The sequence below is a fragment of the Brevibacterium ammoniilyticum genome, from assembly GCF_038429965.1.
Classification (GTDB): Bacteria; Actinomycetota; Actinomycetes; order Actinomycetales; family Brevibacteriaceae; genus Brevibacterium; species Brevibacterium ammoniilyticum.
In genome coordinates this window covers 83,559-98,114 of the sequence record NZ_BAABNP010000011.1, presented here as the reverse complement: position 1 = coordinate 98,114, position 14,556 = coordinate 83,559, and the positions used below count along the sequence as shown (strand labels likewise).

The 14,556-nt window shown below is 68.4% G+C and carries 11 protein-coding genes; 2 read left to right on the top strand and 9 right to left on the bottom strand.

Annotation, left to right across the window (positions count from 1 at the left end):
* Positions 1-100: 100 nt before the first annotated feature.
* Both AAHA49_RS13455 and AAHA49_RS13450 read right to left on the bottom strand, forming a co-directional pair.
* The gene (locus AAHA49_RS13455) at positions 101-733 is read right to left on the bottom strand and encodes a copper resistance CopC family protein (RefSeq protein WP_211978270.1); all 633 of its coding nucleotides are present in this window, start codon (positions 731-733) and stop codon (positions 101-103) included.
* An 89-nt stretch (positions 734-822) separates the two neighbouring features.
* On the bottom strand, positions 823-1,329 hold the full coding sequence (locus AAHA49_RS13450; protein WP_342038638.1) for a low molecular weight protein-tyrosine-phosphatase: 507 nt from the start codon (positions 1,327-1,329) through the stop codon (positions 823-825).
* Positions 1,330-1,382: 53 nt separating this feature from the next.
* Between AAHA49_RS13450 and AAHA49_RS13445 the strand changes: the two genes are divergently transcribed.
* The gene (locus AAHA49_RS13445; RefSeq protein ID WP_342038637.1) at positions 1,383-3,380 is read left to right on the top strand and encodes a M13 family metallopeptidase; all 1,998 of its coding nucleotides are present in this window, start codon (positions 1,383-1,385) and stop codon (positions 3,378-3,380) included.
* Between the two features lie 96 nt (positions 3,381-3,476).
* Here the strand turns inward: AAHA49_RS13445 and AAHA49_RS13440 are convergent, their stop codons facing one another.
* Complete coding sequence (locus AAHA49_RS13440; RefSeq protein WP_342038636.1) at positions 3,477-5,045, bottom strand: DUF1684 domain-containing protein; 1,569 nt, start codon at positions 5,043-5,045, stop codon at positions 3,477-3,479.
* A 148-nt stretch (positions 5,046-5,193) separates the two neighbouring features.
* Between AAHA49_RS13440 and AAHA49_RS13435 the strand changes: the two genes are divergently transcribed.
* Positions 5,194-6,510: a M18 family aminopeptidase gene (locus AAHA49_RS13435; protein ID WP_342038635.1), complete on the top strand. Its 1,317-nt coding sequence runs from the start codon at positions 5,194-5,196 to the stop codon at positions 6,508-6,510.
* 623 nt (positions 6,511-7,133) lie between these two features.
* Here AAHA49_RS13435 and AAHA49_RS13430 read toward each other — a convergent pair.
* From AAHA49_RS13430 to AAHA49_RS13405, 6 genes are all read right to left on the bottom strand, one after another.
* Positions 7,134-8,126 carry a TAXI family TRAP transporter solute-binding subunit gene (locus AAHA49_RS13430; RefSeq protein WP_342038634.1) on the bottom strand — a complete coding sequence of 331 codons (993 nt, stop codon included), beginning with the start codon at positions 8,124-8,126 and terminating at the stop codon, positions 7,134-7,136.
* A gap of 130 nt (positions 8,127-8,256) precedes the next feature.
* Complete coding sequence (locus AAHA49_RS13425; protein WP_342038633.1) at positions 8,257-10,485, bottom strand: TRAP transporter permease; 2,229 nt, start codon at positions 10,483-10,485, stop codon at positions 8,257-8,259.
* Positions 10,486-10,897: 412 nt separating this feature from the next.
* On the bottom strand, positions 10,898-11,719 hold the full coding sequence (locus AAHA49_RS13420; protein WP_342038632.1) for an ABC transporter permease: 822 nt from the start codon (positions 11,717-11,719) through the stop codon (positions 10,898-10,900).
* A complete protein-coding gene (locus AAHA49_RS13415) occupies positions 11,716-12,855 on the bottom strand; it encodes an ATP-binding cassette domain-containing protein (protein WP_339393398.1) in 1,140 nt (379 codons plus the stop codon). The genes AAHA49_RS13420 and AAHA49_RS13415 overlap by 4 nt, the downstream gene beginning before the upstream one ends.
* A gap of 358 nt (positions 12,856-13,213) precedes the next feature.
* A complete protein-coding gene (locus AAHA49_RS13410) occupies positions 13,214-14,056 on the bottom strand; it encodes a DUF4097 family beta strand repeat-containing protein (RefSeq protein WP_339393399.1) in 843 nt (280 codons plus the stop codon).
* Positions 14,053-14,556 (bottom strand): toxin-antitoxin system HicB family antitoxin, encoded by a 504-nt coding sequence (locus AAHA49_RS13405; RefSeq protein WP_339393400.1) that lies wholly within the window; start codon positions 14,554-14,556, stop codon positions 14,053-14,055. Before AAHA49_RS13405 ends, AAHA49_RS13410 begins: the two co-directional genes overlap by 4 nt.

The window sequence follows — 14,556 nt, the reverse complement described above, 5'->3', positions numbered from 1 at the left end:
GCTTCGTTTGGCCGCGACGCTTCGAGCGCCGCGCCCTGCGCCGCATCGCCCGCGCCGCGCCGCACGGAGCGGCGCGGCGCACCACGCCACGACTCGTGCGTCAGTCCTTCGTCGTGTCGTCCTTCGTGCCGGGCAGGCCCTGGGCCTTGCGGCGCATGAGGAGGACGACGATGACAATGATCGCCAGGGCACCGACGCCGAGGAGGACCATCATCGGCATCGACATGCCGGTGTCGCTGCCGGTCGATTCGCCGATCTCACCGCGGGTCTCGGTGTTCTGACCCGGCTCGTCGACGACAGCGCCGCCGAGACCTGCCTGCGTCGTCTGCTCGACGGAGCCGCCGGCACCCTCGGCGTCGCCGATCGTGAACGCGAAGTTGCCGGAGATCGGGTGGCCGTCGGAGGAGACGACGCGCCACACGACGGTGTACGCGCCGGGCTTGAGGTTGTCGGGCAGGGCGACGGACAGCTTCTTGCCTTCGGCGGTGAGCTCACCTGCGGAGACGTCGGTGCCGTCGACCTTGACCATGACTTCGGAGCCCACGGCCTGGATCTCGCCGGAGAAGTTCATCTCGAGCCACTCGGGCTGCTTGTCGAGCTGTGCCCCGTTCTCGGGGTTCGTCGAGATCAGCTGGTCGTGGGCGCTGGCCGGTGCCGCCGCGACGACGCTCAGGGCGGCGACGATGAGTGCGGCGAAGACCAGCCTGAGAGCGGACCACTGTGTGCGAGTCATGCGAGTTTCTCCTTCAACGATGTTCGGGTGCCTTGACGCCCAGCCGGCCGGCAACCTCGTCCCTGGTGTCAGTATCCCTGATGTCAGTATCACCGAGGTTGCCCGGCGACGACGTGCAGGTGATCTGTGATTCCCGGCACGGACCTCACCATTGTCTCAAGAGTTTCTTCGAAATCTGTCAACCGGCCGCCGTACCACGGGTCGGCGACGTCGGGGACGGGGCTCTGACCGGCGGCCTCCGGATCGAACTCGCGCAGCATCCGCAGCTCCGGGCGCACCTCGGCGGGCAGGTCGGCGATGAGCCCCTCAAGGGCACGACGGTGTCGGTCGGTCATCGCGATGACGAGGTCGCGCTGGGCGAGCCACTCCCGCGTGATCTGCCGAGCCGCATGACCCTCGGTGCGGTAGCCCGCCGCCGCGAGCACACGGGCCTGCCGGGGGTCGATCGGGTTGCCCTCCTCCTCGTCGCTGATCCCGGCGGAGTCGACGACCGCCTCGGCGCCGGTGTCGGCGAGATGACGCTCAAGGACGCGTTCGGCGGTGACGGACCGGCAGATGTTGCCGGTGCACACGAACACGACGGACGGCAGGGGCATACTCTCACTCCTCACTCAGCGGGCTGGACCGGTGTCCACGATACTGTTGCACCATGACATCTCATACCTCGAACTCCCCGGTCAATCCGGAGTCCGCGGACTCCGCCGCCGACCTGGCCCCACTCGAGTCGGTGCGTCCGCAGGACGACCTCTTCCGCCACATCAACGGCCGGTGGATCGACGCGTTCACGATCCCCGACGACCGGGCCGGCGACGGTGCGATGCGTGAGCTCTTCGACACCGCGGAGACGAAGGTCAGGGCGATCATCAAGGACACCGTCGACGCGGAGCAGGAGCCGGGATCCGAGGGGCAGAAGGTCGCCGACCTCTTCACCTCGTTCATGGACCTTGGGCGCATCAACGACCTCGGTGTGTCCCCGCTCGAGGCGACGTTCGCCGCGATCGACGCCGCCGAGTCGAAGTCCGAGCTCGCGAACCTCCTCGGCCGCCTCGAGACCGAGGGCATCGGCGGGCTGCTGGGCGGGTACGTCACCGCCGATGCGAAGGACTCCGACGTCTACGCCCTCTACCTCGTCCAGGCCGGGATCTCCCTGCCCGATGAGGACTACTACTTCAACGACGACTTCGCCGAGGTGCGCACGAAGTTCCTCGCGCACGTGCAGAGGATGTCCGCGTTCGCTGGGCTCGGTGAGGCCGCAGGGATCTCCGACGCCGAGGTGGCCGCCAAGGTCATGGCCTTCGAGACCGCGCTCGCCCGCCACCACTGGGACCGGGTGGCCACCCGGGATGCGGAGAAGACGTACAACAAGCGCACCCTGGCCGAGCTGCGCGAGCTCGGACCCGGGTTCGACTTCGACGCGTGGTTCACCTCGCTGACCGCCGACATCGACGGAGAGTTCGACACCGTCGTCATCGGCCAGCCTTCCTTCGTCGAGGGCATGGCGGGCGTTTGGGCCGAGACCGACCTCGAGACGCTCAAGACCTGGCTGCGCTGGTCCGTGCTCACATCGAATGCCTCGCTGCTCACCGACGACATCGTCGAAGAGGACTTCGACTTCAACTCCCGCACCCTCTCGGGCACCCCGGCGCTGCGGGACCGCTGGAAGCGCGGGGTCGGGCTCGTCGAGTCCCTCCTCGGCGAGGCCGTCGGCAAACTCTACGTCGCGGCCGAGTTCCCGCCGGCGGCGAAGGACGCGATCGACCACCTCGTCGACATGCTCATCAAGGCGCACGAGAAGTCGATCACCGAGCTCGACTGGATGAGCGAGGAGACGAAGCAGCGGGCGCTGGTCAAGCTCTCGAAGTTCACCCCGAAGGTCGGCTACCCGGTGAAGTGGCGTGAGTATCCCGCCGAGGTGGATCCCACCGATCTCGTCGGCAACGTCCGTCGCGCCGCCCGCGCCGAGCATGCTCGCCAGATCGGGCGCATCGGCGGGGAGATCGACCGCACCGAATGGCTGATGACCCCGCAGACGGTCAACGCTTACTACCACCCGGTGATGAACGAGATCGTCTTCCCGGCAGCGATCCTCCAGCCCCCGTTCTTCGACGCCGAGGGTTCGGTGGCGCACAACTTCGGGGCGATCGGCGCGGTCATCGGCCACGAGATCGGCCACGGCTTCGACGACCAGGGCTCGCGCTACGACGGCGACGGCAACCTCGTCGACTGGTGGACGGCCGAGGACCGGGAGCGCTTCGAGGAGCGTACGCAGGCCCTCATCGCCCAGTTCGACGCCCTCGTTCCCGCAGGTCTCGAGGCGTCCCAGCACGTCAACGGCGCACTTACGGTGGGTGAGAACATCGGCGATCTCGGCGGACTGTCGATCGGCTGGAAGGCCCTCGAACTCGAACTCGGCCGGGAGCCCAGCGCGGAGGAGGCCGCGGAGTTCTTCACCGCGTGGGCGAAGGCGTGGCGGGTGAAGATGCGCACCGAGGAACGCGTCCGCCGTCTGAGCATCGACCCGCACTCCCCCGAGGAGTTCCGCTGCAACCAGGTGGTGAAGAACATGACGGTCTTCCACGATGCGTTCGGCGTCGAGGAGACCGACGAGATGTACCTCGCTCCCGCGGAGCGCGTGACGATCTGGTAGCGCCGTATCTCCTCAGCTACCTTGAGGGCGTTGAGCCACCCTGCGCAGGGTTGCTCAGCGCCCTCAAGGTTGCTCGGAGGCAGGGGACGCGCGTCTCTACCGGTGGCGGCGGACCATCGTGACGACGCGGAAGTCGAACTCCTCCCAGCTGCCGATCGGCGCCTTCGCCGCGAGTGCGGCTTCGAACTCGGCGATCTCGCTGAACGAGGATTCGAGCGGCAGGGTCATGTCCGCCTCGGCGTAGATGAGGCCCGTCGCATCGGTGTGGACGACGTCGAGGCCCACCGACTTCGGGTCGAGTTCGCTGTTCATGACGATCGGCACGCGGGCCGGCGTCGGCGTCGGAGGTTCCGGGGTCGCCTCGGCGTGGCCCTGCGCTTCGCGCAGCTCACGCTGGGCGGTGACGACGAAGTGAGTGAACGCGCCCATCCCGATGACCGGCAGCCGCGAGGTGAGGGCATCGGTGGCGACCTTGACGAGCCGTGACCGCGCCTTCCGGCTCAGCGGCGTCAGGTCTCCACCGGACATCGCGACCCCGTCGAAGCCGACGAGCGACTGGTCGACGGCATCCTCGTTGGGGTTGAGCACGGTCATGTCGAGGCCGAAGCGGGCGTACCAGGGACGGGTCACCTCGGCGCTGGGGGCATCCCACCACACGTAGAAGAGGAACGGCACGTTGATGCCGGCCTCCGAGTAGAAGAACGGGGGCCGGCGCTCACCGGCGGTGACGGGGAAGGGCACGACGTTCTCCGCGACCGGGGCCGGGCAGGTCGCGAACGCGGAGAACGCGAACGGGTAGTTCACGGCGCGGTTGAAGTCGACGACGAGGGAGCCGTCGGCGTTGGGGATGCCGAGGTCGAGCGTCCGCCACGCCGCGGTCGCGTCCCCGTTCGTCGCATCGTGGAAGTCGAGCTGCAGGCCGGTGGCCGGGCATCCCGAGGCGACGAGCGTGACTTCGCCGTCGGGGCCGGTGAAGGTCACCTCGCCGACGGCCGTCGTCGTCAGGTCGACCCCTTCGGCCGCCGAGGCGATGGGCCTGACCTGCGGTTCGGCGTACGGGGTGAAGCGGCCGAGGAAGACGAAGTCCGGATTCGGGTCGAACACGGGAACCTCGACGAACTTGCTCAGCAGCGGCGACTTCGCGTCCCGGATCCGCACCCCGATCCGCCCACCGCGGTCGATGAGCTCATAGAGCACGTGCCCGACCGTGAACCAGTCGAGCGAACCGCCTGCGGGCAGCTTCGCGCTGAACCCGTTGTCCTCGACCCTGACCTGGGGCGATGGTGTTGCGGGGCGTCCATCCTCGCCGAGGCGGCCGGCGGTGTCGTCGGTACGCGCGGTGCCGCCGTCGGCCCTGTCGTTGTCGTCGGCCGTGTCGCCGCCGGACGCGGACCCACCGGACGCGGTGCTGTCAGCTCCGCCGCCGGTCGCGGGAGCGTTGAGGAGGTCGAAGGTGGCCGCCGCGGGACCGGCCTTCGTCCCCGGTTCGAGGGCGAGGCGCACCCAGCCGTCGTCGGTGACGGTGAAGGTTCCGGGGGCATCGGCCCAGGTGGTCTCCTCGTCGAGCCAGTGCAGGCCGACGACGCTGAGCCAGCCGAAGGGGGTCGCCAATGATGAGTTCCGTGAGTCCCGCCAGGTGTTCCATTCGGCCACGAATTGGTTCACGTCGAACTCTCCTCGCCTTCTCGCTCATCGCTTCGCAGTGTCCCGCGTCGGTCGTTCCGCGGTGTCCCGCATCTCTCGCTTCGCGGTGTCCTGCGTCTGTCGCTTCGACCCCTGTGGTCAAAGCTACCGCAAAGGATAGGCTGAGAAAATGAGCACTCCTTCCACGGACCAGACAGCAAACGCGCAGGTCGCAGCCGATCTCTCGGAATTCGTCTCTGCCTCTCCCAGCTCCTATCATGCCACCGCCGCAGCCGCCGCCCGCCTCGACGCCGCGGGCTTCCACCGCCTCGACGAACGCGAGCCGTGGGCCCTCGAATCCGGCCGCGGATACTACGTCGTCCGTGACGGGGCGATCATCGCGTGGATGACTCCCGCCGAGGCGACCACCACCGCCTCGGCGATCCCGCCCTTCCGCGTCTTCGGCTCCCACACCGACTCCCCCGCGTTCAAGCTCAAGCCCGGCGATGACTTCACGACCGCCGGCGTGCGGCAGGTCGGCGTCGAGATCTACGGTGGCCCCCTGCTCAATTCGTGGCTCGACCGGGAGCTTGCGTTCGCCGGTCGCCTCAGCCTCGCCGACGGCAGCGTCGTCCTCGCCCGCACCCCGGCGATCGCGCGCATCCCGCAGCTGGCCATCCACCTCGACCGACAGGTCAACGAGGGCCTCACCCTCGACAAGCAGCGGCACACGACCCCCATCGTCGGTCTCGCCGACCTCGCCGAGGCCGACGTCATCGAGATCCTCGCCGCCTCCGCCGAGGTGGACCCGGAGCTCGTCGTCGGCCACGACGTCTACACGATCCCCGTCCAGGAGCCGGCGCTCTTCGGGGCCGCTGAGGAGTTCTTCGCCTCGCCGAGGCTGGACAACCTCCTCTCCGTCCACGCCGGGGTCACGGCGATGGCGGGCCTCGATGCTGACGGTCTCGACCGGGTCGCGATCTTCGCCGGGTTCGATCATGAGGAGATCGGGTCGAACTCCCGGTCGGGGGCGAGCGGGCCGTTCCTCGCCGATGTGGCCGAGCGCATCGTCGCAGCCCTCTACCCCGAAGCCTCACGCAGCGACTACCTCGCCGCACTGTCCGCCTCGGTGTGCGTGTCCTCCGACGCCGGTCATGCCGTGCACCCGAACTATCAGGAGAGGCACGATCCGCAGGTGCGGCCGCGCCTCGGCGGAGGTCCTCTGCTCAAGCACAACGCGCAGCAGCGGTATGCGACCGACGCGGTGGGTACGGCGGTCTGGGCGCAGGCGTGCGCGGCCGCCGGGGTCGAGTACCAGGACTTCGTGTCGAACAACTCGGTGCCGTGCGGGTCGACGATCGGACCCCTGACGGCGACGCGGATGGGCATGACGACCGTCGACGTGGGCCCGGCGCTGTATTCGATGCACTCCGCGCGCGAGATGTGCGCGATCAGCGACGTCGTCGCCCTCGGCGCGGCCGCGAAGGCGTTCCTCCAGGGGGCGTGAGCGGCGAGGCTGCGGCGCCTCTCTCGCCGCCGATCCACGCGGGGCCGGAACCCGCACCGTCGATCCACGCGGGGCCGGAACCCGCACCGTCGATCCACGCGGGGCCGATCCACGCGGGGCCGATCCACGCGGGGCCGATCCACGCGGGGCCGATCCACGCGGGGCCGATCCACGCGGCGCGGGCGACGCGGAAATCGTACGCCGCGTGGATCGGCAGAAGCCGGCTTCGTGGGAGCGTCGATATTCCGCCGCCGCGTGGATCGAGAGCCGGAAGTTCGGGACCTGCCAGGCAGAGGCGCCGGGCGCCGCGACCCGACAGGCAGAGGCACCCGGCGCCGCGTTCCGAATACGCAGAGGCGCCGGGCGCATCATCCGCACCCGGCGCCCCTCAACAGCGAACCGAAACCAGCGTCAGCCCAACTAAATCGGGCCNCGCACCGTCGACCCACGCGGGGCCGGACCCCAGAACGTCGATCAACGCGGCGCCGGAAATCCGCGTCGCCCGCGACGCGGAAATCGAGCGCCGCGTGGATCGGCAGAAACCGGCTTCGTGGAAGCGTCGATATTCCGCCGCCCCGTGGATCGAGAGCCCGCGTGGATCGCGAGCCGGCCGGTTCAGGGCCTCACTTCTGCAGTTCGTCGAGTGCGGTCTGCGAACCGGGGGCGAGCGGAATCGGCTCGGGCGGCATCGCCGTGTCGAGCTTGATGCCCTTCGCCGCTGCGTGCACCTTCTCGAGATCGGCCTTCTTCTCGAAGATGAGCTTCGTCAGCGCGCACTGCGTGCCCTCGTCCATGTCGTTGCGGACCATGAGGACGTTCGGGGTGATGATCGTCTTCACGGCGCCCGCACCCTTGTAGGTGTCTGCCGGGATCTCGGCGACCTCGTAGACGGGGTTGAGCTCCTTCATCTGCCCCTCGAGCGCGGAGATGTCGAGGAACTCGACGTCGCCGCCGTTGGAGGTGAAGAGATCGGTCACGCCCGCCGTCGGCAGTCCGCCGGACCACACCATGCCGTCGATCGTTCCGTCCTTCATCCCGTCGACGGTCTTCGCCAGGTCGAGCCGCTGCTTGGTGACATCGGCGTCGGCGAGTCCCGCGGATTCGATGAGGCGGTTGGCGATGACCTCGGTGCCGGACTTCGGCGATCCGGTCGAGATCGTCTTGCCCTTGAAGTCCTCGATCGATTTGATGTTCGCGTCCTTGCGGACGATGACCTGCGTGTAGTTGTCGTAGATGCGGGTCAGCGCCGAGATCTCCGCAGGCTCCGCGAAGTCGGCGGTGCCGTTGACGGCGTCGGCGGCAGTGTCGGCGAGGGAGAAGGCGATGTCGTAGTCGCCCTTCGCCAGCTGCTGGAGGTTCTGCACCGAGGCGCCGGTCTCGGCCGCAGTCGCCTTGAGGTCGGTGTTGTCGGAGATCAGCTGCGCCAGTCCGCCGCCGAGGACGTAGTACACGCCCGTCGAGTTGCCCGTGGCGATCGTGATCTGACCCGAGGCCGCGGTGCAGCCGTCGCCGCCGGAGGCGGCCGGGGTGTTCTCCCGTTTGCCGCCGCACGAGCTCAGCGCCAGAACAGCGGCGACGGCGGCCGCGGCGACGGTGAACATCTTCGTTCTCTTCATGGGCTCTTCCTCTCTCAGTGTTTCCGTGGGTCTGTGGTTTCAGTCGGTCTGCGTGGACTCCGTGGGTCTGGGTGTGCCGTGGGTCTGTGTGTGTCCGCGGGTAGGACTCAGCGCCGCGGGGACGGTCGGTTCAGGGTTTGGGCAGGGCCGCCTCGGCGGGGGTGGGATCACTGTCCTTGACCCGGCGGCGAAGGACGAGGTGGACGATGACGGCGAGGGCGAGGGCGGCGAAGCCGATGATCATAGACAGCGGCTGGAGGTAGAGGAGGGCGCCGGCGGCGATGAAGCAGAGGATGCGTTCGGGCCAGCCTGCCCGGCGGACGATCCAGCCTCCGGCGCCGGCGGCGAGCGCGGCGACGGCGAACGCGGACACGACCCCCGTCCACACCGCGCCGAGGAATCCGCCCTGCGCGACGAGGGAGGCGCCTTCGGGGGTGAAGGTGAAGGCGAGCGGCACGAGGAAGGCGGGGATCGCGTACTTGCAGGCCTGCCACATCGTCGCGATGACCCGACCTCCGGTGATCGCGGAGGAGGCGACGGCGGCGAGGGCCGTCGGCGGGGACACCTCGGAGAGGACGGCGTAGTAGAAGATGAACATCGCGGCGGCCGCCTCGGGCACGCCCAGGGTGATCAGCGCCGGTCCGACGATGACCCAGCTGATGATGAACGATGCGGTCACCGGCACCGCGAGGCCGAGGACGGTCACGGCGATCGCGGCGAAGATGCAGGTGAAGACGAGGACGGCGGTCGGGTTCGTCGAGATCGCCTGCGCCCCTTTGACGAGGATGTCGGAGATGACCTGGCCGAGGCCGGTCTTCGTGATCGTCGAGACGATGATGCCGGCGGCCGCGCACACGCTGGTGACCGGGAGCACCGAGCGGATGCCGGTCGACAGGGCGCCGAAGATGACGTCCCAGACCGCGCGGAGGATCGCCGCCGGCTGCCCGCGGTGGGTGAGCACGATCTCGATGACGCCGAACCCGATGCCCACCAGCGTCGCGTAGACTACGGCTTTGAACGGGGCCATGCCGAGGGCGAGGAAGACGACGATGATGCCCAGGGAGATGAAGTGGTAGAAGCCCTTCTTGAGGATCGGCCACGAGCGCAGGCCCGGCGGCGGGCGGTAGTCGACGTCGATCTTGCGGGAGTCGATCTCGATGGCGAGGAAGATGCCGAGGTAGTAGAGCAGGGTCGGCACGACCGCCCAGAGGAGGACGAGGCCGTAGGAGACGTTGAGGAGCTCGGCGATGATGAATGCGGCGGCGCCGAGGGTCGGCGGGGAGAGGATCGCGCCGATGCCCGAGGCCGCGAGCATGCCGCCGGCGTTCTCCTTCGGGTAGCCGGCCTTCTTGAGCACCGGCCACGTCACCGCGCCGAGTGAGACCGCCGTGGCTGTGCCCGATCCCGAGACCGTGCCGAGGAGGAAGCCGGAGAGGGCGACCGTGCGCCCGGGCGCGGCCTTCGACTTCTTGAACAGGGAGAAGCTCAGGTCGATGAAGAAGTTCGCCGCCCCCGTCTTGTCGAGCACCGCGCCGTAGATCGTGAAGAGGACGATGTAGGTCGCGGCGACGTCGAGCGGGATGCCGTAGAAGCCCGACGCGTCGTTGTAGAGCGCGTTGATGATCTGGTCGAAGTTCTGTCCCGCGTGCGCGCCGGGCCAGCCGACGGGGATGTAGGCCCCGTAGTAGCTGTAGAGGAAGAAGACGACGCAGAAGATCGGGAGGATGAGGCCGGTGGTCCGCCGCGTCGCTTCGAGGATGAGGAGCAGGAGGATCCCGCCCATCGTCACGTCGAGGGTCGAGAGCGAGCCCTGCCGGTTGAGGAATTCGTTGAAGCCGCCGGAGAAGAACGGCAGCACCGGATAGGCGCAGGTGAGGAAGGTGACGACGACGAGGATCCAGTCGATGACCGAGGGATTGTCCGTGGAGCGCTGGGGCTTGGCCCGGGGCTGGGTCTTGGCTTTCGATGTCCTCGCCGAGGTGGGGCTGCCCTGGGTCGGGTCCGCTGACTCGTTTGCCGTGGACGCTCCCGTCGCCGAGGTGGCAACCTCCGCGGCGGCGTCTGCGGCTCTCTCTCCCGCTTCCTTCCGTCGCCCGAACCCGGGCCGGTAGCAGATGAAGACGAGCGGCAGGACGAACGCGAGGAACCACATGAGGTAGTACTGGTTGCCCTGCTTGAGCGGGAAGAACACCTGGTTGAGCACGAAGAGCGAGATGAGGAAGCACACGATCGCGACACCGAGGTCGAGGCGGCGGGTGAGGGTGCGCTGCGGGAGCTCCTCGTCGTACTGCGCGATGAGGTCGTCGACGTTCGCTTGGGGAAGCGGACTGGTGGCAGTCCCGGACGGACGGTCGGACATCGGTGTCCCTTCGGTGTCGCAGGGTGGTCGCGTGGCGGTGTGTGGCGGTCGGTGGTCAGCGGTGCAGGTGCTGCCGGTGGTGCCGGTGGCCAGCGGGGTGCGTCCCGGCGAGAATGAGCCGGTCGGACACCCGCTCACGCACACCACATTGTGAGCTGATTCACAATATACCCAGACTTCGGCACTCCTTCGCCCCTGAGGCGAAAACCCCGTCCGATCGTTACCCGCAGGTCCGATATTCGGGACGCGGGGGTGGCGCTCGGAGCGGCGCCCACCTCGGCGAACTTCCCGCTTCGCGCCCACCTTGGCGAGCTCCCCCACCCCGACCCACCCCAGCGACCCGCCTCTCCCCGACCCACCTCGGCGGTCGTCCCCTTTCCGACTCCCACCTCGGCGGTCGACTGCGACTCGCCTACTTCGCCGCCCGGCGTTCGTACGCGACGCGGGCGAGCACATAGCCGAGGACCCCGATGCCGGCCAGCCACAGCAGCGCGATCCACCAGCTGGAACCGATCGGGGTGCCCATGAGCAGCCCGCGCACGGTTTCGATGATCGGCGTGAACGGCTGCCAGTCCGCGAAGGCCTGCAACCACTCGGGCATCGTGTCGGTCGGTACGAATCCGGAGCCGATCATCGGCAGGAACATGAAGAGCATCGGCACATTGCTCGCCGATTCGACCGACTTCGCCGTCACTCCGAGCGCGACGGCGAACCACCCGAGAGCCAGCAGGATGGCAACGGCGAAGCCGACGAATCCGAGCCACTCGAGTGGTCCCGCCTGCGGTCGGAATCCGATGGCGACGCCGACGAGGAGCACGAGGACGACGGCGACGCACTGCTGCAGGCCGTTGCCGATGACGTGGCCGGCCATGACCGCGCCCCGCGAGATCGACATCGACCGGAACCGGGTGACGATGCCCTCGTTCATGTCCTGGGAGACCGAGAGCGCGGTCAGCTGCATTCCGCCGGCCATCGTGAGCACGATCATCCCCGGCATGATGTAGTCGAGATAGTCACCGGAGTCGCCGCCCAGTCCCCTGCCGAGCGTTTCGCCGAAGACGAAGACCGAGAGCAGGAGAATCGCGATCGGAGCGACGACGAGGAAGATCCACACGGGATAGCGTGCGGCGTGGACGAACTGACGCTTCACCATCGTCACCGTGTCCGACCAGGTGTGACGGACCGATCGTCGGGTCCTCTGCTGGGCCATGTCGAGAGATGCTGTCGCAGTCATCGTTCCGTGTCCTTCCGTGTCGTATCGGGTGTCGAAATGGAGGTGGGCGGTCCTCCGCCGAGGCGGCCCCCGGCATCCGTCGACCGTCCCTGGTCGGCTTCCGGGTCGGCGGTGTCGGCCGGGGCGGCTGCGCCGGCGGGGGCATCCGGTTCACCGGTGCCGGGGGTTCCGGCCGGTTCCACTGGACCGGCCCCGTGTCCGGTGAGGGCGAAGAACACGTCGTCGAGGCTCGGGGTCTCAACGGCGAGCCCGCTCGGTTCGATGCCTGCCGATTCGAGTCCGCCGAGGATCTGCCGCAGGTGGGCCGCTCCCCCGTCTCCGGGTACCGACAGGGTCAGGGATTCGGGGCGCGCATGGGCTCCCGGCCACAGACCGGTGGCACGGTCGAGGTCGCTCGCCGAGGCGAAGGCGAGGTCGACGCGGGCACCCGGCACGAGCCGCTTGAGTCCGGCCGGAGTGTCGTCGGCGACGATCCGCCCGCCGTCGAGCACGGCGATCCGGTCCGCGAGCGCATCGGCTTCGTCGAGGTACTGCGTGGTGAGGAAGATCGTCACCCCGGCGGCCACGAGCTCTGAGACGATGTCCCACATCGTCCGGCGACTGCGCGGATCGAGGCCGGTCGTCGGCTCGTCGAGGAAGACCAGCCGCGGACGGGCGATCAGCGTCATCGCCAGGTCGAGTCGCCTTCGCATCCCACCCGAATACGTCGAGACCTGTTTCGCTGCGGCCTGGCCGAGGTCGAAGCGCTCGAGCAGCTCCTCGACCCGTGCTCGCTGTTCCGATTTCGGCAGATGAGCGAGAGCGGCGACGAGCGCGAGATTCTCCCGCCCCGTGAGCAGCCCGTCGACAGCCGAGAACTGCCCGGTCAGGCCGATGAGCGGACGCACTGCTCCGGCTTGGGAGACGACGTCGAGGCCGAAGATCTCAGCGCTGCCGCCGTCGGGGTGCTGCAGGGTCGAGAGGATGTTGACCGTCGTCGTCTTGCCTGCGCCGTTGGGGCCGAGCAGGGCGAAGACCTCACCTGCGGCGACAGAGAGATCGATGCCATCGAGGACTGTCGTCCTGCTGGTCTTCCTTCCGGTCGTCCTGCCATAGGACTTCGTGAGATTCGTGGTCCTGATTGCCAGATCCGACATGGGATCCTCCTTATTCGCGGCTCGAGAGCCGTCACTTATACGACTCGGTTGAGCCGTGGAGAATGGCTCGTGTGAGCCGTCACTTCTCCTACTCGGGTGAGTGTCGTGATCAGCTCGAACGAACCGTGTTCTGTTGTGGCGCGTTGCTTCGGTTCAGCACCTGTTTTCGGGCGCACTCGACCAGGGCAGGTGCTGCTGGGTTGTGAGACGGGTAGCGGCTGTGGGATGGGTGCTACCGGATTGTGACCTTGGTGCGTCCGCAACGGGGAGGCGGCGAAGGATCACCGCCTGGTGGCCCGGAAGCTCCTCACCTCACGGGAACGATCGATTCAGGCGCGACCCCGGCGCGCGTCTCTCCTCATCGGACGCGGTCGATGGCGATGTCTCCGAACTTCGTATGCGCGTGGACTTCGACGGGCTTCTCGTCGCCGAGCGGACCGGCGTCGGATTCGAGGTCCGTCCGCACGACGCCGTTCTTCGAATCGGCGTCGACCCACACGGGTGCGCCGGGTGCCACGGCGACGTCGATGCCGCCGAAGTTCGAGCTGAGCTCGAGGCGGCCGCCGCGGGCACGATTGACCCGCAGAGTGCCGTGACCCGAGGTCGCCGACACATCGCCGTCGACGTCGCCGAGGGCGATGCCGCCGGTTGCGGTGATGAGTTCGGCAGAACCGGCGAGGTCATCGACGCGGATCGACCCGTGTCCCGACTTGATCCGGGTCTGCCCACCCCCGATGCGCCCGATCTCTGCCTCACCGCTGGAGAGCTGGACATCGGCGCCCTCGGCCACCTCGGCGACGGCGATGCTGCCGTGACTGACCTTCGCCTGCAGTGACACCATGGTGTCACCCTTGACATCACCGGCGGAGATCTTCAGCCGTACGGCACCGAGGTCGCCCTGCATCCTCACCGCTCCTGCAGCGATGGTCGCGCGCAGGTCGGCACCCACGGGCAGGTCGACGCGGACGTCGGCCGAGCCGTTCGACCCGATGAGCAGTCGCTTCTCGCCGGTGACGGCGATGCCGTTCTCGGTCTCGGTGACGGTGATCCGTTCGGCGGCCTCGCGGTCGGCGCTGCGGTCGGGGTTGGAGGGTTCGATCGTCACGTCGACGTCGCTGCGGTCGCTCGCGGTGACGAGCAAGGCAGCCGCGGGAACGTCGATCGTCACGGCCTGGTGGACTGTGGCAGTGGTGTTGGTCATCGCATCCATCCTGAGATTCTGCTGGTTCGGGTCTGTTCGGTGCCGCGGGTGTCGAGACCTGCGGCGATGGCGCGGACGAGCCACGCGTTGAGTGACATCCCCTCGGCCTTCGCGGCTTTCTCCGCACGGGCCTTGATCGTGTCGGGCAGGCGCAGGGTCGTCCGCGAGGTGCTCGCCTCGTCGAGGTCGAAAGCCTCTGCGGCGTCGGTAGGCTGGGCCGGCTCATGCGCCGAGAAGGCCGCGGGGACTGCCGGATCAGGCAGTCCGTCGACGACGAAGTCGACGTCGCGTCCGCGGAGGCGGACGTCGATCGAGGCGGGTGCGATCGCCGTGGTCAGCTCTGCGCTCGCATCGGTGAGGGCGTCGAGGATCGTCACCCTGGCGGCGGGTTCGATCGCGGTGACGAGTCGCTGGGCGGCCTCGCGAGTGGTGTCATCGCCGGCGGCAGCGGCCGCCGTGAGCTGGTTCTGCAGCTCTTCGACATGTCGTGTGATGTTCAT